This window comes from Necropsobacter rosorum (genome assembly GCF_964241405.1).
GTDB classification, from domain to species: domain Bacteria; phylum Pseudomonadota; class Gammaproteobacteria; order Enterobacterales; family Pasteurellaceae; genus Necropsobacter; species Necropsobacter rosorum.
This window is the reverse complement of sequence record NZ_CAXSXF010000002.1, coordinates 53,341-74,859: the sequence shown is the minus strand read 5'-3', so window position 1 is coordinate 74,859 and position 21,519 is coordinate 53,341. Positions and strand designations below refer to the sequence as shown.

Below are 21,519 nucleotides of genomic sequence, written 5' to 3'. Positions count from 1 at the left end.
GAATGGGTCGGTGCCTCTGCTCACCAATAATATCAAGAGGTTAAGTTTTTCGCTCACGGACGGGACGCTCGCCCGTCCCGCCAGTTAAAAATTCAGCACTTTATCGGCCGCCACCGTCCAGTCGGCCAGCTCCGCCAAGGTGCCGATTTCCACCCCCGCCGCTAACGGCAGTTCGGTAATGCCGCGGGCATTGGTACAGGTTTTACATAATTTCACCGCCGCGCCCTGTGCGGTCAGAATTTCAAGCATTTGCTGCAAATGATACCCTTCGGCCGGCTGCTGTCCGGCTAACCCGCCGGTTACCGCATCCGACATTAAAAATAGCTTAATTTCCACCGCACTTTTGTGCTGCTCCTGGATCTGTAGCGCCAGACGCAGTGTACTGAAAAAACGTTCATTGCCGTACGGCGCGGCATGAACGATAAATACGATTTTTTGCATATAAACTACCCTAGTTATATATTGATTAAAGAGAAAGACGGGCTGTAATACCCGTCCGTGTTAATTTAACCGACCCATACGAATTTTGCAATAAACAGCAGCGCAACGACCCAGACCGGCGCATTGACCTCTTTCCAGCGGCCGGTGCCCACCTTCATCACGCAATAGCTGATAAAGCCGAATGCAATGCCTTCGGTAATGGAATAGGTAAACGGCATCATCGCCGCAGTAATAAAGGCCGGTGTGGCCTCCGTCAGATCGTCCCATTGCACGCGGATTAAACTGGATGCCATCAAAATACCGACATAAACCAAAGCGCCGGCGGTCGCATAAGGCGGCACTAAACTTGCCAGCGGCGAGAAGAAAATCGTCAGCAGGAATAACAAACCGACCACCACGGCGGTCATACCGGTACGTCCGCCGACGGAAACGCCCGCGCCGCTTTCAATATAAGTACTGATTGCCGAGGTACCGATATAAGAGCCGGTCACTGCGCTGATACTGTCCACATACAGCGCCTGTTTCATTTTCGGAAAACGTCCTTTCGCATCGCTGATGCCGGCTTTGTCGGTTACGCCCAGCAAGGTGCCGGAAGAATCAAACAGATTCACCAAAAGAAAAGAAAAAATAATCCCCAGCAACGCCGTATCCAGCGCGCCGGCAATATCCACTTTCCCGACTACCGGCTCCAGACTCGGCGGCATAGAAATAATCCCGTTGAATACTACGCTGTCATCAAAGAGCAATGCCAATACCGTGACCAGCGCAATTGAAATCAGCACGCCAGAATAAATATTGCGCGCCGCCAGCACCACAATAATAAAAAAGCCCAAAATACCCATTAAAACCTGCGGATTATGCAGCTCGCCCAGCGCCACCAAGGTGGCCGGATTCGCCACCACTAACCCCATATTTTTAAACCCGATCAGGGAAATAAAAAAACCGATTCCCGCGCCGATTCCCACCCGCAGGCTGAGCGGAATGGATGCCATTAACCAATACCGGATTTGAAAAACGGTCAGTAACAGCAAACCGACGGAGCCCCAGAAAATGGCGCCCATGCCGACCTGCCAGGAATAACCTAACTTGCCGACCACCACATAAGCAAAAAACGCGTTTAATCCCATTGCCGGCGCCAGCGCAATCGGCAGATTACTGAAAAGCCCCATGGCAATGGTGCCGAATGCGGCAATCAGGCAGGTGGTAACAAACACAACCTGTTTATCCATTCCCGCATCCCCTAACACCGACGGATTGACGAAAACGATATAAACCATGGTAAAAAAGGTGGTAATACCCGCGATAATCTCGGTTTTTGTCGTCGTGTTGTGCTGATTTAATTTAAATAATGTATGTAGAAAATGTAGAAAAGATTGATTTTCCATTTTTTAATCCATAATCCAGACTGATTGAGAAAAAAGATGAAAAACAATTCTTAGAAGAAGGGTGTTTTTCCTGCTGATTTTAGCAAAAGAAAGCCGAATCTGCGATCTGTTTTTGTTAAACGCGCTAAATCCGCCCAACGGCAGCCTCTCCGGCCGCCGCTGTCAGCGAGGTGAACGTTAATAACCTTCGCGATAAATGGCCTCTGCCAGTTTTACCGCCATTCGGGCTAAATTAAAGCGTTGTTCGTCGGCAACCGTCCAGAATCGAACGCCGTTTTCCAGCTGATCAACCGCGCTGATATGCAATTGCACGTTGTCTTCGCCGCTTTCGTGTTCGCCGTTGATGACTGGCGTGACGATATTTTCCGGGTGATATTGCAACAATTCCGCCTGCTGCCAGTCCGAAATGTATTGCGCGCGGTCAAATTCGTAATCGGAAAGTGCGGTGATATATTGGCCAATTCCGTAAAACACCGGCACCTGAACGGAATGGAAAATTACATTATCCGCTTGCGGAAACAGGCGCTGCATCTGAGCCGATAAATCGGCGGTGGCAAGCGGAAAGGTATCGAATGCCAGACGCGGCTGTCCTTCATCAAGAGGAATACCGTTCAGTAACTGCGCGGTCTGCCCGGCCAGTTTGCTTACGGTTTCCGCATCCCGGTAAGAGGCCGGTAATAATGAGCTGATCGTCACCTGCTTTAACAGCACCGTTTGCATCAACGGCGCCAATGCCAGCGAGGCCTGAGTAACCTGTGGATCCGGCAGAGCGACAATGTTACGTTGTCGCAACTCCACCAATTGCGCTTCGTTAAGGGTCGGCACGATAAGCGGCACATCCGGTAGGGAGGCGCAAACGCCCAGTAAATCAATCACGATACAACCTGCCTGCGCCGCCTCGGCCAAGATTGCCGCCTGTTCGATCCGAGCGGCAAAAAAGACATAATGAAATGCGGCCCAATCCGCTTCCTGCGGAGCAATTTGCGCCACCGCCTTATTATTAAAACGAATGCCCTGCTCTTCGCTGAACGGATAAACCTCAATCACCGCCAAACGGCTGATCGCCAACGCGCTTTGTTCTAATGCCTGCGCGATTTTTTCACTTAATTCAAATTCGGCCGCAATGGCAATATTTAACATTTGTTCTCCCATCCTATTGATAATCGGCGTAAAATAACCGGCGTATTTTACAGAATAATCGTGAGAAAAGAAAATGACACCGGCAATCGATTTATTAAAAAAACATAAAATTCCTTTTATATTACATAGTTACGAACATGATCCGAATAACACGCATTTCGGTGATGAAGCGGCGGAAAAACTGGGTATTGCGCCGGCACAATCCTTTAAAACCTTATTGGTGGCGGAAAACGGCGATCAGAAAAAGCTGGCCTGTTTTGTATTACCGACCGCCAATATGCTTAATCTGAAAAAAGCGGCAAAAGCCGTCGGCGTAAAAAAAGTGGAAATGGCGGATAAAGAATTCGCCCAGAAAACTACCGGTTATCTGGTCGGCGGTATCAGCCCGTTGGGCCAGAAGAAACGGTTAAAAACAGTGATAGAACAGACCGCACTTGAGTTTGAACGCATTTATGTTTCGGGCGGGAAACGCGGGTTAAGCGTGGAGTTGGCGCCGCAGGATTTGGCTGCGCTGCTGAATGCCGGCTTTGCGGATATTGTTGACTGAAAAGCCGCGCACGAAAAAGGGCTCAAGCAACAAAGGGAAAACGAAGCTTGAGCCAAAAATTTGTCTTGATGTCATTAATAAAATGGCATCAGAATGCCGAAGTATCCTGAAACAGGCCGACTTTTAAATCTGTCGCGGTATAAATAACGCGGCCGTCCACTTCCACTTCGCCGTCGGCCATGCCCATCACTAATTTACGGTTAATCACCCGTTTCATATTAATGCGGTAAACGACTTTTTTCGCCGTCGGCAAAATCTGTCCGGTAAATTTTACTTCGCCGACGCCGAGCGCCCGGCCTTTGCCTTTACCGCCGACCCAGCCGAGGAAAAAACCGACCAGCTGCCACATGGCATCCAGCCCCAAACAGCCCGGCATCACCGGATCGCCGATAAAATGACAACCGAAAAACGGCAAATCGGGACGAATATCCAGTTCCGCTTCAATATAGCCTTTATGGAAAGCCCCGCCGTCTTCATTCATTTCAACCACGCGATCCATCATCAGCATTGTCGGTGCCGGTAATTGAGGGCCTTCCGCGCCAAATAATTCTCCGCGCCCTGAGGCTAACAGATCTTCATAGCTGTAACTGCTTTTCTTATTTGGTGTACAACTGTTCATTATTTTTAATTCTCCTGATTATGGATAACGCTATATTAATTATAACTTCTGCATTGTAACAGGATTATTCGAATTTTAAAACAGCTAACACATGTTCGCTTAACTTATCGGATCAGTTATCCCCGTTTTGCAGCACCAATAAAAAAACCACCGGCATATAAGGTGGTTTATCGTTGGCAACAAAAAACGGCCGTTAATATCGGCCGTTTTGTTCATGTAAATGGATTACCGTTTACGGAATAATATATCCCACAGGCGGGCGCGTTGCTGTTGTTCCGCACGCTGCTCTATCCGCTGACTGATCAGGCGGGATAACGGCAGATTTTCTTCGGTGTAGAGATAATCCGCTTGTTCGGATAAATGACGCTGAAACAAAATCTCGCAGGCCTGAAACACATCATCCACAATCCAGACCGAAAACCGGCCGTTTTTGACCGCACTGATTACCGGCGCCGATAAACTGAGCTGATTGACTACTGTGGACGGAATAATCACGCCCTGACCGCCGGTCAGCCCGCGGCGTTGGCAGAGAGTAAAAAAAACCTCGATTTTATCGTTCACGCCGCCGACGGAATGCACCAGACCAAACTGATCAATGGCGCCGGTAATGGCGATAGACTGCGGCAACGGCAGATTCGCCAGCGCGCTGACCAGCACGCAGAAACTGGCAAGCGAAGCGCTGTCGCCGTCGATTTCGCTGTAGGATTGTTCAAACACAATGGAGGCGGAAAACGGCAGCTGAGACGGAAAATCCAGAATATTGGCCAGACAGACTTCCGCAATCATAATGCCTTTGCCGTGAATATTGCCCGCCAGTTCGTTTTTGCGTTCCACGTCCACCACTTCCCCGTCGCCGAACTGCACGATACAGCTGATACGGGACGGCTCGCCGAAAGATAACGGCGTGCCGGGATATTCGATCACCGATAAGCCGTTAATCTGGCCGACAATTTCGCCCTCCGTCGCCACATAAACCTGCTCATGCAGAATATCGGCATAGGTCTGTTCACGCAAAAAGCCTTGCTGCTCGGATTTTTGCTTGAAATATTGCGCGAAATCCACCGCACTTAATTCATTTTTTTGCGTTAATACGGCGGTGTCGGTCAGGATATTTTTTAACCTTAAAGGTGAAATATTGATTAAATAGCGGTCTTCGCTGTCCCGCACCAAAAGCCGGTAAAGTGCTTGCAAGCCGTCAAGAGTCGGTGGCGCCAAACGATTTTGCCGCGCATAATGCACGACATAATCCGCCCACTGTTGCTGCTGCTCGGCCGATTGCAGCGAAAAATAACTGTCGATTTCCGCATAATCGGCCAGAGAATATAAACTTTCATCCAGCTCATCCAAAGCGGCCAGCTCGCTGCGATCGCCCAGCAAAATCACTTTCAGGTTTAAAGGGCAACCCGGAATCTCGCACGGCAGGGGCTTATACGGATGCAGCGCATACCAGTCGAAGGTTTTTGCCGTTAACATCCGTTTCAGGCGCGCCCATACATCAAATTGCGCCAATAAGGCGGACAGACTTAAAATCAGCACGCCGTTATTTAGCTGATGTACTAATCCGGGAGTAAGCTGAATATCCTGCGAACCAGGATGTACCCGTACCGCGCCGAACAGGCGGGTTTGATCAAAATATAACGCGCTTGCCACCGATTGCCGGGCGGCAAAATTATCGTGACAGCTTTGTGCCGCTTCCACATGCACGGTCGGGAAAGAAAAGCTGTCTCCCTGCTCCACCGTATAACGCACGCCGGAAAGCGGCAGCTCGGCCGGTTGCCGGGCGCGAATGTACTCTTCCAGCAACGGCGCATAATGGCTTTGATCATCGGCTTTCAGCACCAGTAAAGTGCGGTCGGAATTTTGTAAGAATTGGTCAATTGCCGATGCGGCACGCGGTTGCAAGGCAAAAAAATCAACGGGTCGGTCACCAATATGGTCAACGCTCAGTTCGGGACGCAGCGCCTGCCAGGCTAAACGCTGATTAGATAAAGAAGACAAAGTCACAGCTATTCTCTGGTTGTTATTATCGGAACGCGCATTATCGCACATTTCCGCACAACTAAATAGACTTAAAATTTACTGGCAAAAGCGGGGGGAAACGCGTATATTATGGCAAGGTTACAATGTCACTTCGACGGATAAAAAATTATGAAATATCAGAAATTAGAAAATCAGGAAGCGCATTGGAAATGGCTGTATCTTATGAAAAAACAGCGCGAAGGGGAAAATATTACCCGCTATGAAGAACGCAGTTTACGCGATGATATCGTCACACAGCTGTCCGCCGCGCAAAATTACCCCGCACAAATCGAGCAATGGATAAAAAACCATTTGTCACCCGATTTAACCGTCAAACTGGATCAGGCAATCCGCGCCAGACGCAAACGCTTTTTCAACGCGGAAAAACAATCTACCAGAAAAAAATCCATTGATCTGGAATATTCGGTCTGGCTGAGATTATCAAAATATTCGCGCAAAATGAAAATGACCTTATCGGAGACCATTACTTATATGATTGATGAGCGGGAAAGCAAAGCACTGTATGAAAATCAGATGTCCGCCATGAAAGCGGGATTGAAAGATTTACTCAAATAAATAAAAATTTTGTTAACTGCTTCACAGTTTTACCGGCTTTTTCGCCCTCTTTGGGTTTGTGTTGTTATAATATTGTTAAAATTTGTAAATTAAGGATTATCAATAATGACAACACAACCACTGATCACCACGCTTACCCGGATTGTCGGTTCCCGACATATCATTACCGACCCCGCTAAAACCGAGCCTTATCGCAGCGGTTACCGTTTCGGAACGGGCAATGCCGTCGCCGTCGTCCGCCCTGCCACGCTGGTGGAATTCTGGCAAACCTTAAAAGCCTGTGTCGCCGCCGATGCGATCATCATTACACAGGCCGCCAATACCGGGCTGACCGGCGGTTCAACGCCCAACGGTAATGATTATGAACGGGATATCGTGATTATTAACGCCATGCGGATTGACGGCATTCAATTGATCAATAGTGCCGAACAGGCGGTTTGCCTGCCCGGTTCCACATTAAATGAGCTGGAAATTCAGCTGAAATCCCACGGGCGAGAACCGCACTCGGTGATCGGCTCTTCCTGTATCGGCGCCTCCGTAATCGGCGGCATTTGTAATAATTCCGGCGGCGCACTGGTTCAGCGCGGCCCGGCTTATACGGAAATGGCGCTGTATGCCCAACTCAACGATAAGGGCGAACTGGAATTGCATAATCATTTAGGCATTGAGCTCGGCGACGAACCGGAAGAGATATTACGCAATCTGGAAAATCAGCGCTATCAGCCCACCGATATTATGCAAAATTGCGGTAAAGGCCACGACCATGCTTACTGCCAGCATGTCCGTCAGGTTGATGAAGATACGCCCGCGCGCTTTAATGCGGATCCGGCGCGACACTATGAAGCGTCCGGCTGTGCGGGAAAGCTGGCGGTTTTCGCCGTACGTCTGGATACCTTTCCGCTGGAAAATAACACCGCAGTTTTTTATCTCGGCACCAATCACACCGAGGTATTAAATGATATTCGCCGTCATATGCTGGCTCATTTCGAACAACTGCCGATTTCCGGTGAATATATTCACCGCGATGCGTTTGATATGGCGGCAAAATACGGCAAAGACACCTTTTGGGTGATCAAGAAATTCGGTACCCACCGCTTACCGAAACTCTTTGCGCTGAAAGCCAAAACGGATCGTATCGCCAAAAAGCTGCGTTTTCTGCCCCGCGATTTCAGCGATAAACTGATGCAGGGGCTGTCCAAATTGTTGCCGCAACATTTACCGCAGCGGTTACGGCAATACCGTCATCAATATGAACATCATTTGATTATCAAAATGGGCGGCAGCGGTGTGCAGGAAGCGAAAACTTATTTGCAGCACTATTTTTCCGATCCTCAAAAGGGCGCTTATTTTCAATGCGACGCGCAAGAAACGCAAGCGGCGATGCTGCACCGTTTCGCCGTCGCCTCGGCGGCCGTACGCTATCGCGCCGTACATGAAAAAACCGTTGAAGACATCGTTGCGCTCGATGTTGCGTTACGTCGTAACGATCAGGACTGGTTCGAAACGCTGCCGCCGGAAATCGAACATAAACTCAGCCATAAGCTCTATTACGGCCATTTTATGTGCCATGTTTTTCATCAGGATTATATCGTGAAAAAAGGCTATGACTGCACGGCGGTGGAACATGAAATGCTGGCGCTGCTGGACCGCCGCGGCGCACAATATCCGGCGGAACATAATGTGGGGCATTTGTATCAGGCCAAGCCTGAGCTGCGCAAGTTTTATCAAACGCTGGATCCGACCAATAGTTTTAATCCGGGCATCGGTCAAACCTCTAAGCGAAAATACTGGGCATAACCGCCGATAAAAAAGCCTTTCGACCAGCAGTCGAAAGGCTTTGTCAGGAATAAACCGAGTCGGTCGGTAAGCCGGGTTCTGTCGCGGACAATCATTCCTCTAGGCGTTTATTTACACAAACGCTCAAGCGACCTACCCGAACTCTGAGCGGGCACACTCATTGAGTTCCTATTTGGTCTTGCTACGAGTGGAGTTTACCCTGCCGTGATATGTTACCATTCACGCGGTGCGCTCTTACCGCACCCTTTCACCCTTACCTGATCTCTTGCGAGCCATCGGCGGTCTGCTCTCTGCTGCACTGGTCGTAGGCTCGCGCCTCCCGGACGTTATCCGGCACTCTGCCCTATGTAGCCCGGACTTTCCTCTCGTTTACTTGTCCCGCTAGGTCGTTATCCGTATTCACTTCAAACGGTTAAGGGCTTCAATAAACCAGCGATTGTCTGACCGACTCGGCGCGCAGTATAACGTAAATCCGATAGAAAATATAGAGTTAAATCTTAACATGGGTTAAAATGAGCGCACTTTTTTCATTAAGGATCAGACTATGGATTACTTACAAATCGCACGCGATACGCTGCGTGTTGAAGAGCATGCGCTGGCTCAACTAAGCCGCAATCTGGACAGCAGTTTTAATGAGGTGGTGGAGCTTATTTTGCACTGTAAAGGACGTTTGGTCGTCGGCGGAATCGGCAAATCCGGCTTAATCGGCAAAAAAATGGTCGCCACTTTCGCTTCCACCGGCACGCCGAGTTTCTTTTTACACCCGACGGAAGCCTTTCACGGCGATTTAGGTATGCTGAAGCCGATTGATATCGTGATGCTGATTTCTTACAGCGGCGAAACCGACGATGTCAATAAACTGATCCCAAGCCTGAAAAATTTCGGCAATAAAATCATTGCATTAACCAGTAATAAGCATTCCACGCTGGCCTCCCACGCAGATTATGCGCTGGATATTACGGTAGAACGCGAAGTCTGTCCGAATAACCTTGCCCCGACCACCTCCGCATTGATTACTCTCGCCTTGGGCGATGCGCTGGCGGTATCATTAATCACCGCGCGCAACTTTCGTCCCGCCGATTTTGCGAAGTTCCATCCGGGCGGCAGTCTGGGGCGTCGCCTATTATGCCGGGTGAAAGATCAAATGCAGACCCGTTTGCCCATCGTTCAGCCGGCAACCGGCTTTACCGATTGCCTGACGATTATGAATGAAGGCCGTATGGGTGTGGCGCTGGTCATGGAAAATAACGTGCTGAAAGGCATTATCACCGACGGCGATATTCGCCGCGCCCTGACCGCCAACGGTGCACAGACCCTCAACAAAACGGCACAGAACCTGATGACCTCCAATCCGAAGATCATTAACTACAATACTTATCTGGCGGAAGCGGAACAGTTTATGAAAGCGCATAAGATTCATTCACTGGTTGCGGTGGATGATGATAATCAGGTTGTCGGTTTAATTGAATTCTCGAGCTAACGATATGATTAACAATGAAAAATTACAGAAAATCAAACTGGTGATTACCGATGTGGACGGCGTATTGACCGACGGATTACTGCATTATGACGCCAACGGCGAGGCATTAAAAAGTTTTCATGTGCGCGATGGTTTGGGTATCCGTATGTTAATGGAAAACGGTGTACAGGTCGCCGTGCTGTCCGGGCGCGATTCGGCGATTTTACGCAAACGCCTCAATGATCTCGGCATTCGCCTTTTTCTGCTCGGCAAACTGGAAAAAGAAAGCGCCTGTTTTGAACTGATGAAACAGGCGGGCGTTGCAGCGGAACACACCGCCTATATCGGTGACGACAGCGTGGATCTGCCCGCCTTTGCCGTGTGTGGACTGGCTTTTGCCGTCGGCGATGCCATGGATTATGTGCGGGATTGTGCCGATCATGTGCTTGAACGCCACGGCGGCAAAGGCGCCTTTCGGGAAATGTCGGATCTGATTTTACGCGCGCAGGGCAAAACCGATGTTTATGCCACCGCACAGGGCTTTCTGAAAACCGTAGAAAACATGGCACAATGAAACACCGAAAAAACCGACCGCACTTTTGCAAGCCGCGTAACAAACTGAAGTGCGGTGGGTTTTAATGGCGTTTCCGGCGTAATACATGTTGTTAATTATTCGTATCTTTATTTGTTAAATAATAATAATTATTATTAAAAATATCCTTTAAAATGAATAACTTATTAAAAAATATCGCTTGCAATATGTAAAAAAGCGGTTACACTTAACCCGCTGTGATCAATTTAGCAAAAAAGGAGTATGTGATGTTAAACCATGCGATTACCGAAAAACTGAACGAACAAATTAATCTGGAATTTTATTCGTCCAATATTTATTTACAAATGAGTGCCTGGTGCGATGCTCACGGTTATGAAGGTGCGGCGGCATTTTTATTGCGCCATGCCGATGAAGAAATGGCGCATATGCAAAAATTATTTACTTATATCAGCGAAACCGGCGGTTTACCGCTGCTAGGCAAAATCGAGGCGCCGAAAAATGATTACCAATCGCTGAGAGAAGTGTTTGAAATTATTCTGCAACATGAAAAATTCGTGACCGCCAAAATTAATGAACTGGTGGAAGTCACGTTCGCGCATAACGACTACTCCACCTTTAACTTTCTGCAATGGTATGTGGCGGAACAGCACGAAGAAGAGAAATTATTCAGCAGCATCCTCGATAAATTCAACCTGGTCGGCGAAGACGGTCGCTCCCTTTACTATATTGACCGTGATTTAGCCACTTTATAATTAGGAGAAAAACAATGTTATCGGAAAATGTAATTAACTTATTAAACGATCAAATGAATCTGGAATTTTATTCTTCCAATTTATATTTGCAAATGAGCGCATGGTGCGAAAAACAAGGCTTTAAAGGTGCGGCGCAGTTTTTATCCGCGCACGCGGCGGAAGAAATGCAGCATATGCGTAAATTGTTCACTTACCTGAACGAAACCGGCGCGCTGCCGGTAATCGGCGAAATTAAAGCGCCGCCGCATGATTTTTCATCGCTGAAACAGGTGATGGAACTGACATATCAGCATGAGAAATTAATCACCGGCAAAATTAATGAACTGGTGGGCAAAACCTTTGAAGAAAAAGATTTTTCCGCCTTTAATTTCCTGCAATGGTATGTGGCGGAACAGCATGAAGAAGAAAAATTATTCAGCGCCATTCTGGATAAACTGAATCTACTCGGCGATGACGGAAAAGGCCTGTTCTTGGTAGACAAAGATCTGGCCGGTTTAGCGACCGCCGGTTAATTGCGCTGAAATCAGCTTGGTATAACCCCAAACGCCGGAATAATTACCGGCGTTTTAGTTATCGGAAACCTGCTGATTTTCCACCGCACTTTGCGGCGGTTTTTCGTAATGACAGGTTTTATAAATAAACGCCGCCAGCAAAATACACAACATCAGCAAAATTTGCATCACACGCTTTTTGGTCAGTTTTTCCGCCGCCATTTCTTACATCCTTAACATATTTTTAACTATTTAAATCTTCTTAATTTTTCGATTTAATGCTATTATTTATTGAGTTAGATCAATTTTACCACGATTTCCTTTTTGCTTTATCACGTTATTGAGGATTAGATGAAAATTTTAGCCAGCGAACCTAAAATCGGGCGCCGGGTTCAATCCGGCGGTTGCGCGATTCACTGTCAAGATTGCAGTATCAGCCAGCTTTGTATTCCTTTTACCTTAAACGAACATGAATTGGATCAGCTTGATAATATTATCGAGCGTAAAAAACCGATCCAAAAAGCGCAAGTGTTATTTCAGGCCGGTGACGAATTAACCTCCCTGTATGCTATCCGTTCCGGCACAATTAAATCCTACACTATCAGCGAAACCGGCGAAGAACAAATCACCTCTTTCCATCTTCCAGGCGATCTGGTCGGTTTTGACGCCATTATCAATATGCAGCATCCCAGCTTTGCGCAGGCGCTGGAAACCGCGATGGTCTGCGAAATCCCTTTTGATATTTTAGACGATCTGTCCGGCAAAATGCCGAAATTACGCCAGCAAATCATGCGACTGATGAGCAATGAAATTAAAAGCGATCAGGAAATGATTCTGCTGCTGTCTAAAATGAATGCCGAAGAACGCCTTGCCGCATTTATTTATAATTTATCCCGCCGCTACTCCGCCCGGGGGTTTTCCGCCCGAGAATTCCGCTTAACCATGACCCGCGGCGATATCGGCAATTACCTTGGACTCACCGTTGAAACCATCAGCCGCCTGCTCGGGCGCTTCCAGAAAATCGGGATGTTATCGGTGCAGGGAAAATATATCACCATCAACAATATGGCGGAACTTTCCGAGCTGGCCGGCGCCACCAAATCGCGCATTCAGATGATCAGTTAATTCGGAAAAATTCCCCTCCGCGCCGATGCAATATTATTTGTTGCGTCGGCTCACTTTTTTCAAAAACTCTTCTTGTTATTTCAACGAATCTTTTCTATTCTATAGCCACTAGAGCATAGCATGGAGGTTGTTATGAAGTTTACAAATATTCTTGTCGTACTGAATCCTGAAAATGAAAAACAATATGCACTCGCCCGCGCGGTGCGTTTGGTTAAAGAGCAAAAAAGCGAAACAAAGGTAAAAATTACGACCTTTATGGCGGTTTACGATCTTTCTTATGAAATGTCCGCGCTGTTGTCCGCTGAAGAGCGTGAAAGCATGCACCGCGGCGTTATTGAACAACGGCATAAAGCGGTGCAGCCTTATCTGGAAAAATATGCCGATCCGGAGATCGAATTCCATTCCACCGTGGTATGGAACAGCAACGAAGCGGAAGCCATCACGGCAGAAGTGGAGCGGCAACATTATGATTTAGTGGTGAAATACACACAGGAAGAAGAAAGCATTACCTCCCTGATTTTCACCCCGATGGACTGGCAGTTGCTGCGCAAATGTCCGGCGCCGATTATGATTGTTAAAGACGGCGACTGGAAACATCAGCGCCGTATTCTGGTTGCGGTCAACGTATCCGACGATGAAGACTACCACAGCATTTTCAATGACGAATTAGTCGCTTTAGGCATTGATCTGGCCGATATTTTAGAACGCGGCAACGTACATCTGGTCACCGCCTACCCGCCGACACCGATTAATATGGCCATTGATTTGCCGGAATTCAACACCGCCGAATATAACAACAGTATCCGCGGTCAGCATCTGATCAACATGAAAGCACTGCGCCAGCAATTCGGCATTGATGAAGATCACACGCATGTCCGTGAGGGCTTCCCGGAAGATGTCATTCCTGCCGTAGCGAAAGAAATCGGCGCGGAAATGGTGGTGCTGGGCACTATCGGACGAACCGGTCTGTCCGCCGCTTTTTTAGGCAACACCGCAGAACATGTGATCAGCAAGCTGAATTGTAACTTACTGGCGATTAAACCGAGCGAAAAAGAATGAATTCGCTGCGATAAACAGACAAAGTGCGGTCAAAAAAATAAAAATTTTTGACCGCACTTTTTTTGTTTACTATAGGCTATTTCGCCCGTTCAATCCATTGACCGTCGATATAATCCACCAGCCATTTCGTCGCCTTGCCGTTTTTTTCCGAGGTGACATATTGCCGTTTTTCTTTACGGCTGTAGCGAATAATCGCGGCGTTTCCTTCGCTGTCCTGTTGCGGCGCATCCGCCAGATAACGCAGTTTTTCCGGCAAACGGTCACGATATAATGCCAGCTCGGCGACTTTTGCCGGACGGGTTTCGCGTGATTTCGGGAAATTATGCGCCGACATAAAGACGCCGCTTGCACCGTCGCGCAAAACAAAATAAGCATCGGATTTTTCACATTTCAGTTCCGGGAAATGTACCGGCTCTTCTTTCGGCGGGGCGACATCGCCGTTTTTCAGAATTTTACGGGTGTTGTCACACTGGGTGCAAGCCATATATTTGCCGAAACGGCCGAGCTTTAAGTGCATGTCCGCGCCGCATTTGTCGCATTCCACAATCGGGCCGTCATAGCCTTTAATTTTGTATTCGCCCTGCTCCACCACATAGCCGTCACAATTCGGGTTATTGCCGCAAATATGCAGTTTGCGGTGGGCGTCGATAAGATAGCTGTCCATCGCCGTACCGCATTTCGGACAACGCTTCCGTTCCATTAATGCTTTGGTTTCCGAGGCGTCATCCAACACATTCAGCAATTCCGCTTCAGGAATCAGGTTAATGGTGGTTTTACAGCGTTCTTTCGGCGGCAGCGCATAACCCGAGCAACCTAAAAATACCCCGGTGCTGGCGGTGCGAATCGCCATTTTACGTCCGCAGGTCGGACAATCGATATCCGTCAGCACTAAGCTGTTCGGTTTCATGCCGCCCGCCTGTTCGTCCAGCTCCGCTTTGCTCAGTTGTTGCGAAAAATCGCGGAAGAAATGGTTCAGCTCCGCTTTCCATTCTTTTTTTCCTTTCGCGATCTGATCCAGCACATCTTCCATATTCGCGGTAAAATCATAATTCATCAGCTCGGCAAAGGATTGATCCAGACGGTCGGTGACAATTTCCCCCATTTTTTCCGCATAAAAACGACGGTTTTCCGTACGCACATAACCGCGCTCCTGAATGGTGGAAATAATGGACGCATAAGTGGAAGGCCGGCCGATACCGCGTTTTTCCAGCTCTTTAACCAATGCCGCTTCAGTAAAACGCGCCGGCGGTTTGGTAAAGTTTTGCTGCGCAATCACTTCGTTTAACGCCAGCGTATCCCCCACGCGCACATCCGGCAGTACCTGATCTTCCGCGCTTTTACCCATTTGCGGCAGCACTTTGGTCCAGCCGTCAAAACGCAGAATCCGCCCTTTGGCTTTCAGCACATAATCGCCCGCCGAAACCGTCAGAGTGGTACTGTCATATTGCGCCGCCGGCATTTGGCAGGCGACGAACTGACGCCAGATCAAATCATACAAACGCACCGCGTCTTTATCCATGCCGTTCAGATCGTCCGCGTTGATATTGACATCGGACGGGCGAATGGCTTCGTGCGCTTCCTGTGCATTATCTTTGCTGGAATAAAAATTCGGTTTTGCCGGTAAATACGGCTGACCGAAATGTTTGCCGATATAATCGCGCGCCATGCCTAACGCATCCTGACTCAAATTGGTGCTGTCGGTACGCATATAAGTGATATAGCCCGCTTCATATAACCGCTGTGCCAGCATCATGGTTTTCTTCACCCCGAAACCCAGCCGGGTGCTGGCCGTTTGCTGTAGCGTAGAGGTAATAAAAGGCGCACGCGGTTTGGAACCGGTAGGTTTGGTGTCCAGATCCGTGACCCGGTAAGCGGATTGTTGTAAAAAATCCACCGCACTTTTCGCCTGTTGCGCATTTTTCGGTTCGAATTTCTTCCCTTCAAACTCCGTCACATCAAGGCGAATCGTCGCCTGCTGCGCGGTGTCGGCCAACACATCCACTTCCCAGTATTCCTGCGGTTTAAACGCTTTGATTTCACGCTCCCGCTCCACCAGCAGTTTCACCGCCACCGACTGTACACGACCGGCGGATAATCCGCGCGCCACTTTTTTCCATAATAACGGCGATACCATAAATCCCACAACCCGATCGAGAAAACGCCGCGTCTGCTGCGCATTCACCCGATCCAGATTCAGGTGTTCCGGTTTGTCAAACGCCTGTTTAATGGCATTTTTAGTGATTTCATTAAATACCACGCGGCTAAAGCGCGCCTCATCACCGCCGATAACCTCACGCAAATGCCAGGCAATCGCCTCCCCTTCTCTATCCAAATCGGTCGCCAGATAAATATGATCCGCTTTTTTGGCCAGCGATTTTAACTCGGACACCACCTTTTCCTTGCCCGGGAGAATCTGATAATTCGCCGCCCAGTCATGATAAGGGTCGATGCCCATCCGTTTGACCAGCGCATTACGTTCTTTTTCCTGCTTGATTTTCTGTTTTTCCTGCGCGCTTAATCCTTTGGTAGAAACCGGTTTGGCTTTTTCGCCGTTGCTGCTGCCGACGGTGGGTAAATCGCGGATATGCCCGACGCTGGATTTCACTACATAATCACTCCCTAAATATTTATTAATGGTTTTCGCCTTTGCCGGCGACTCCACAATAACCAAGGATTTACTCATCTTTTATTTACCTAATTTGTTTTATTTTGTGTAAAATTGCCGATATATTGCTGACTATCTGTGGTTAGGTCAACCATTTTTTAAAAAAAGACATATAAAAGGCATATAAATGGACAAACTGAATGCAATTTCCGTATTCTGCAAAGTGATTGAAATGCAAAGTTTTACCCAGGCCGCGGCGCAACAAAATATGTCCGTCGCCATGGCGAGCAAACTGGTTTCCCAACTGGAAGAACAGCTCAAAACCCGTTTACTGCAACGCACGACCCGCAAAATCGTACCGACAGAAGCCGGCCTGATGTATTACCGACGCTGTCAGCCCATTTTGGCCGAGCTGGAAGATGCGGAAGCCAGTATCAGCAATCTAGCCACCACTTTGCAGGGCAATCTGACCATTTCCATCCCGCGCGATTTCGGTTTGCGTTTTATCGCCCCGAATCTGCCGTCATTTATCAAAGCGCATCCGAATCTGCATATGGAAATTGAATTTAACGACCGCATGGTCGATTTAGTCTCCGAAGGATTTGATCTCGCCCTGCGTATCGGCTATCTGCAGGACAGTTCGCTGGTGGCAAAAAAAATCGCCACCGCCACCATGCACTTTGTGGCCTCGCCGGACTATCTGGCGCAGCACGGTATCCCGCAAACCCCGCAGGATCTGGAATGCCATGACTGTTTGCTGTATAAAGCGACCGGCAACCAGATTTACTGGGAGTTTACCGACGGAAACCGCATCCAGCGGATAAAAATGCGCTCCAAACTGATTTGTAATAACGGATTAACCCTCGCCGAACTGGCGAAATCAGGGCTGGGAATTATCAATTCACCGCGTTTTTTTATCGAGCAAGAATTACAATCCGGCCAGCTGGTCGAAATTCTGTCCGACTACCGCCAGCAACAGTTGGATCTGCATATCGTTTATCCGCACCGCCGTCATCTGGCCGCCAAAGTCAGAGCGTTTATTGACTTTATCAGCGGATTGCCTCTCTGCGCCGATCAATAAACCGACGGCGCAATCCAGCGAAAGTGCGGTCAAAACCACCGCACTTTCCGCTTTCGCAGCCTCACAGGCGAAAGCCTGATCGCGTTATTTTTCCCAGCTTTGCCAAATCGGCGTGCACTCGGCAGGCAATTGTAATGATCTGCCCAGATCCACCCAGCTACAGGGATAATGAAAATCCGAGCCGACGGAACTTTGCAGGCCATATTCCGTTGCCCAACGAGCCAATAACTGACGTTGATCGTCACGCTGTCCGCATCCCGCCGTTTCTATGCCATCGCCGCCCCATTGTTTGAACTCGGCAATTAATTTTTTAATCCATTTGGCCGTTAAAGTATAACGCAGCGGATGAGCCAGCACTGCCAGCCCGCCGGCCTGATGAATCACCGTAACGGCCTCCGGAATACTGGCCCATTGCGCCTTCACATAGGCGGATTTGCCTTGGCCGAGATAACGTTTAAATGCCTGTCCCTCATTAGCCACTTTACCGATTTGCACCAGATAACGGGCATAATGAGCGCGGGTTACCTCCCCGTCGGTGAGTTTTTGTGCCTGCGCAAACGCATCAGCCACACCGGCTTTCGCCAGTTTATTACCGATCTCAACGGCTCGCTGATAGCGTTTCTCCGCCTGTTCGGCCAAAAGTGCGGTCATTTTTGCATGGGTTTCATCAAAATGCAGCCCGACAATATGAATCACCCGGTTTTCCCAAACGGTGGAAATCTCAACCCCACTGATTAATTCCAGCCCCGATAAAGCCGCCTGCGCACGCGCCGGCGCCAATCCCGCCGTGGTATCGTGATCCGTCAACGCCAATACCGCCACGCCCTGCTCGACTGCCCGCAACACTACCTGCCTCGGCGTCAACACCCCGTCCGACGCGTTACTGTGACAATGCAAATCATAAATTCTCGCCATTTATACTCTCTGAAAATTAAAGTGCGGTTGGTTTATTGCAAATTTCTAATAATTTTTCACTCGCCATTCTTTATACAATATTTTAACAATTGGTTCAAATGGCTTTAGGCAGGATTTTACTATCGTTAATAGCAGCCGAACATACCAGTGCGGCTGCTAAATTTCACACAAAACTTAACATGTTGCCATGGATAAATATTTTTGCATTTCTTCTGGCGGAACCATACCGCCCCCGGTAGCCCACACAAGGTGCGTCGCCCGTGCTAATTGAGAAGCGGAAAATTCCTGCAGATATTCATTTTCCTGGATACGAATCGCGCCGACCATACCCGCCAATGCTGAGGGTTCAAGCTGAATCTGCTCAGTTTGATTTAATAATGCCAATAAGTCATACATTTCCTGATCACTAAGCGTATAAAAGGCATCTAAAAGCCGCTCCATCGCCCGACCGACAAAACCGGAAGCGCGTCCTACGGCTAACCCATCTGCCGCAGTAATATTGTCGATACCGATATCCTGCACCGAAATCGCATCGTGCAAATCAGTATAGACCCCTAATAACATGCAAGGCGAATGTGTCGGTTCAGCAAAAATACAATGAACGTTATCACCAAATGCCAGTTTTAAGCCAAAAGCGACACCGCCCGGACCGCCGCCAACGCCGCAAGGCAAATAAACAAAAAGCGGATGTTCCTTGTCAACGACAATACCCTGTTGATTAAATTGCTGTTTTAAACGTTCACCGGCGACGGCATAACCTAAAAATAATGTTTTTGAGTTTTCATCATCAATAAAGAAACAGTTAGGATCCGATTCCGCAGCTTTACGCCCCTGCGCTACTGCGATGCCATAATCCTGCTTATATTCCACCACATTGACCCCTTGTGAGCGCAATTTTTGTTTTTTCCATTCCCGCGCATCTGCCGACATATGCACGCTGACATTAAAGCCTAACTTCGCACTCATTATTCCGATAGACAGTCCTAAATTACCGGTTGAACCAACCGCAATACGATACTGACTGAAAAATTGTTTAAATGCCGGACTGTACAATTTACCGTAATCATCCGTTTCTTTTAATAAACCCTTTTCAAGTGCCAATTTTTCAGCGTGAGCCAACACCTCATAAATCCCGCCACGGGCTTTTATTGAGCCTGAAATAGGCAAATGGCTGTCTTTTTTCAATAATAATTGCCCACCGATTTTTTTACCGTAACGTTGTTCCAGTGCCTTTTTCATTATAGGAATGGCCACCAATTCAGACTCTAAAATGCCTTGTGTTTTTTGTGTTTCGGGAAATGCCCGACATAAATAAGGTGCAAAACGCATTAAGCGAGCCGCCGCCTCCGTTACATCGCTTTGTCCTAATCCTACATAAGGCAGACCTTGTGCAAGAGAACTGCGTTTTGGATTAAACCATGTCACCTGGTCTAACTTAATTAAATTTTCAATTAACGGATATTGTTGTTTAAGTTGTTGAATATTCATATTCCACCTCGTCGCTGAAAGCGTTAAATAATGTAAGAAAGTAAAAATGTACAGCCCAATGCAAAGATCGATGCAATGAAAGTTGCACTGGTATAGTATTTAAAGATTTCATTCATGCTTGCCCCGCAGTATTGTTTTACCAGCCAGAATAAGGAGTCTGTCACAATAGTACAGCCAATTGCACCGGAACCTATCGCCAAGGTAATAATTTCAGGACTGATTTGCGGATAGCTGACCAATAACGGCGAAACAATCGCCGTTGCGCCCATCATCGCTACGGTTGCAGATCCCACGGCGGCATGAAGAATAATTGCCACCAACCAAGCTAATAAAATCGGATGTGTGTCTAAATTTGATAAAATAGTCGCCAAACCTTCACTCAATCCGCTGGCTTTTAAAATCCCGTTAAACGCACCTCCGGCACCAATAATCAATAAAATATTGGCAATCGATGCAAAACAACTTTCAGTCTGAGTAAGCAGTTCCGACATTTTGACCTGACGACGTAAGCCTAATATATAGTACGCCACAAATGCACTGATAAACATCGCCGGAATAGGGTTCCCAACAAATTCCAGGGCATTATAAAGTGCGGTGTTTTTTTCCATATTTAATTCCGCCACGGTTTTCATCAACATTAAGGCTATCGGTAATAAAATCGTAAATAAGGTTGATGATAAAGCAGGTAATTCACGTTCATCACGAATTTTTAAATCAGAAAATTCGTTCGGTACAGGTTTGAAGGGGACGCGATTTTTGCATAAACGTAAAAACAGCGGGCCTCCTAATAAAGCACCAAACAAGCCAATTAACAAACCATATACAATCACTTTTCCCATATCCGCACCTAACGCATTCGTTACATACAGTGCAGCCGGATGCGGCGGAACAATACAATGTACGGCCATGAGTGCGGTACATAACGGAATCGCAAGATTTAATAAGGATGTTTTTGTTCTTTTAGCAATAGAAAACGCTAATGGGATAAGCAGCACAACGCCGACCTCCACAAACAGCGTAATACCGCAAATTAAGCCGACTAATACCATAATCACATCGGGTGATAACCAACGATTTTTTTGTAACGCAATACCGATTTTTTCTGCTCCGCCCGACACTTCAATCATTTTGCCTAAAACCGTCCCCAGAGCAATAATAGTGGCAAGAAACCCTAACGTACCGCCGGTACCGTTTTCAATAGCATCAACCATAGCTAAGGGCGACATTCCCATTAAACCACCGACATAAAAACCGGATAATAATAATGCAAAAAACGGATGTAATTTAAATTTAACGATACTCACAATAATAAGCACAATACTCGTAATAAGAACGGCGATGAGCCAAAATTGAGTGTCCATAATAGCCTCCTGTTGCAACGCAATTTATCGGAAACCCGATGAAATTTTCATGAACATTAAACGTTATCGACAACCCGCTGACAAATGATTAATATCTTCGCATTAA

At 47.7% G+C, this 21,519-nt stretch carries 20 protein-coding genes and 1 other RNA gene; 10 read left to right on the top strand and 11 right to left on the bottom strand.

The genetic code is table 11. From position 1 onward, the window contains the following. Positions 1–84: 84 nt before the first annotated feature. From ACESOH_RS04390 to ACESOH_RS04380, 3 genes are all read right to left on the bottom strand, one after another. Complete coding sequence (locus ACESOH_RS04390) at positions 85–441, bottom strand: DsrE/DsrF/TusD sulfur relay family protein (RefSeq protein ID WP_373099967.1); 357 nt, start codon at positions 439–441, stop codon at positions 85–87. Between the two features lie 65 nt (positions 442–506). Continuing rightward, entirely contained in the window at positions 507–1,826 is a 1,320-nt protein-coding gene (locus ACESOH_RS04385; protein ID WP_373099965.1) for an NCS2 family permease, read from the bottom strand. A 177-nt stretch (positions 1,827–2,003) separates the two neighbouring features. Next, complete coding sequence (locus ACESOH_RS04380; RefSeq protein ID WP_373099963.1) at positions 2,004–2,978, bottom strand: oxidoreductase; 975 nt, start codon at positions 2,976–2,978, stop codon at positions 2,004–2,006. Between the two features lie 61 nt (positions 2,979–3,039). Between ACESOH_RS04380 and ybaK the strand changes: the two genes are divergently transcribed. After that, positions 3,040–3,513, top strand: coding sequence for a Cys-tRNA(Pro) deacylase (gene ybaK / locus ACESOH_RS04375; protein WP_373099961.1), 474 nt, complete (start codon positions 3,040–3,042; stop codon positions 3,511–3,513). An 88-nt stretch (positions 3,514–3,601) separates the two neighbouring features. Here the strand turns inward: ybaK and fabA are convergent, their stop codons facing one another. Continuing rightward, positions 3,602–4,132 (bottom strand): 3-hydroxyacyl-[acyl-carrier-protein] dehydratase FabA, encoded by a 531-nt coding sequence (fabA, locus tag ACESOH_RS04370; protein ID WP_032092654.1) that lies wholly within the window; start codon positions 4,130–4,132, stop codon positions 3,602–3,604. Between the two features lie 225 nt (positions 4,133–4,357). After that, positions 4,358–6,136: an AAA family ATPase gene (locus tag ACESOH_RS04365; RefSeq protein WP_373099958.1), complete on the bottom strand. Its 1,779-nt coding sequence runs from the start codon at positions 6,134–6,136 to the stop codon at positions 4,358–4,360. Positions 6,137–6,280: 144 nt separating this feature from the next. Between ACESOH_RS04365 and matP the strand changes: the two genes are divergently transcribed. Next, on the top strand, positions 6,281–6,727 hold the full coding sequence (gene matP / locus ACESOH_RS04360) for a macrodomain Ter protein MatP (protein WP_373099956.1): 447 nt from the start codon (positions 6,281–6,283) through the stop codon (positions 6,725–6,727). 105 nt (positions 6,728–6,832) lie between these two features. Beyond that, the gene (dld, locus tag ACESOH_RS04355) at positions 6,833–8,524 is read left to right on the top strand and encodes a D-lactate dehydrogenase (protein WP_373099955.1); all 1,692 of its coding nucleotides are present in this window, start codon (positions 6,833–6,835) and stop codon (positions 8,522–8,524) included. A gap of 51 nt (positions 8,525–8,575) precedes the next feature. Here the strand turns inward: dld and rnpB are convergent. After that, positions 8,576–8,976, bottom strand: an RNA gene (gene rnpB / locus ACESOH_RS04350) — RNase P RNA component class A. 92 nt (positions 8,977–9,068) lie between these two features. Here rnpB and ACESOH_RS04345 point away from each other — a divergent pair. From ACESOH_RS04345 to ftnA (ACESOH_RS04330), 4 genes are all read left to right on the top strand, one after another. Beyond that, positions 9,069–10,004: a KpsF/GutQ family sugar isomerase gene (locus tag ACESOH_RS04345; protein ID WP_373099953.1), complete on the top strand. Its 936-nt coding sequence runs from the start codon at positions 9,069–9,071 to the stop codon at positions 10,002–10,004. Positions 10,005–10,008: 4 nt separating this feature from the next. Continuing rightward, positions 10,009–10,557, top strand: coding sequence for a KdsC family phosphatase (locus ACESOH_RS04340; RefSeq protein ID WP_032092650.1), 549 nt, complete (start codon positions 10,009–10,011; stop codon positions 10,555–10,557). A 245-nt stretch (positions 10,558–10,802) separates the two neighbouring features. Further along, positions 10,803–11,288 (top strand): non-heme ferritin, encoded by a 486-nt coding sequence (gene ftnA, locus ACESOH_RS04335; protein WP_032092649.1) that lies wholly within the window; start codon positions 10,803–10,805, stop codon positions 11,286–11,288. A 14-nt stretch (positions 11,289–11,302) separates the two neighbouring features. After that, on the top strand, positions 11,303–11,800 hold the full coding sequence (gene ftnA, locus ACESOH_RS04330; RefSeq protein ID WP_032092648.1) for a non-heme ferritin: 498 nt from the start codon (positions 11,303–11,305) through the stop codon (positions 11,798–11,800). A 54-nt stretch (positions 11,801–11,854) separates the two neighbouring features. On the opposite strand, the gene ACESOH_RS04325 is transcribed toward ftnA (ACESOH_RS04330), so the two are convergent. Continuing rightward, positions 11,855–12,001 carry a hypothetical protein gene (locus ACESOH_RS04325; RefSeq protein WP_373099951.1) on the bottom strand — a complete coding sequence of 49 codons (147 nt, stop codon included), beginning with the start codon at positions 11,999–12,001 and terminating at the stop codon, positions 11,855–11,857. Positions 12,002–12,130: 129 nt separating this feature from the next. On the opposite strand from ACESOH_RS04325, the gene fnr reads away from it, so the two are divergent. Together fnr and uspE are read left to right on the top strand one after the other, a co-directional pair. Further along, positions 12,131–12,904, top strand: coding sequence for a fumarate/nitrate reduction transcriptional regulator Fnr (gene fnr / locus ACESOH_RS04320; RefSeq protein WP_032092647.1), 774 nt, complete (start codon positions 12,131–12,133; stop codon positions 12,902–12,904). A gap of 132 nt (positions 12,905–13,036) precedes the next feature. Further along, positions 13,037–13,963: a universal stress protein UspE gene (uspE, locus tag ACESOH_RS04315; protein WP_032092646.1), complete on the top strand. Its 927-nt coding sequence runs from the start codon at positions 13,037–13,039 to the stop codon at positions 13,961–13,963. Positions 13,964–14,039: 76 nt separating this feature from the next. On the opposite strand, the gene topA is transcribed toward uspE, so the two are convergent. After that, a complete protein-coding gene (gene topA, locus ACESOH_RS04310) occupies positions 14,040–16,646 on the bottom strand; it encodes a type I DNA topoisomerase (RefSeq protein ID WP_373099949.1) in 2,607 nt (868 codons plus the stop codon). A 109-nt stretch (positions 16,647–16,755) separates the two neighbouring features. On the opposite strand from topA, the gene ACESOH_RS04305 reads away from it, so the two are divergent. Continuing rightward, the gene (locus tag ACESOH_RS04305; RefSeq protein ID WP_032092644.1) at positions 16,756–17,649 is read left to right on the top strand and encodes a LysR family transcriptional regulator; all 894 of its coding nucleotides are present in this window, start codon (positions 16,756–16,758) and stop codon (positions 17,647–17,649) included. Positions 17,650–17,733: 84 nt separating this feature from the next. Here the strand turns inward: ACESOH_RS04305 and rnm are convergent, their stop codons facing one another. The 3 genes from rnm to dsdX all read right to left on the bottom strand — a co-directional run bounded on the left by rnm (position 17,734) and on the right by dsdX (position 21,413). Further along, entirely contained in the window at positions 17,734–18,564 is an 831-nt protein-coding gene (gene rnm, locus ACESOH_RS04300) for an RNase RNM (RefSeq protein WP_373099947.1), read from the bottom strand. Between the two features lie 174 nt (positions 18,565–18,738). Then, positions 18,739–20,052: a D-serine ammonia-lyase gene (dsdA, locus tag ACESOH_RS04295; protein WP_373099945.1), complete on the bottom strand. Its 1,314-nt coding sequence runs from the start codon at positions 20,050–20,052 to the stop codon at positions 18,739–18,741. A 23-nt stretch (positions 20,053–20,075) separates the two neighbouring features. After that, positions 20,076–21,413, bottom strand: a complete 1,338-nt coding sequence (gene dsdX / locus ACESOH_RS04290; RefSeq protein WP_373099943.1) for a D-serine transporter DsdX — start codon at positions 21,411–21,413, stop codon at positions 20,076–20,078. Positions 21,414–21,519: the final 106 nt, after the last annotated feature.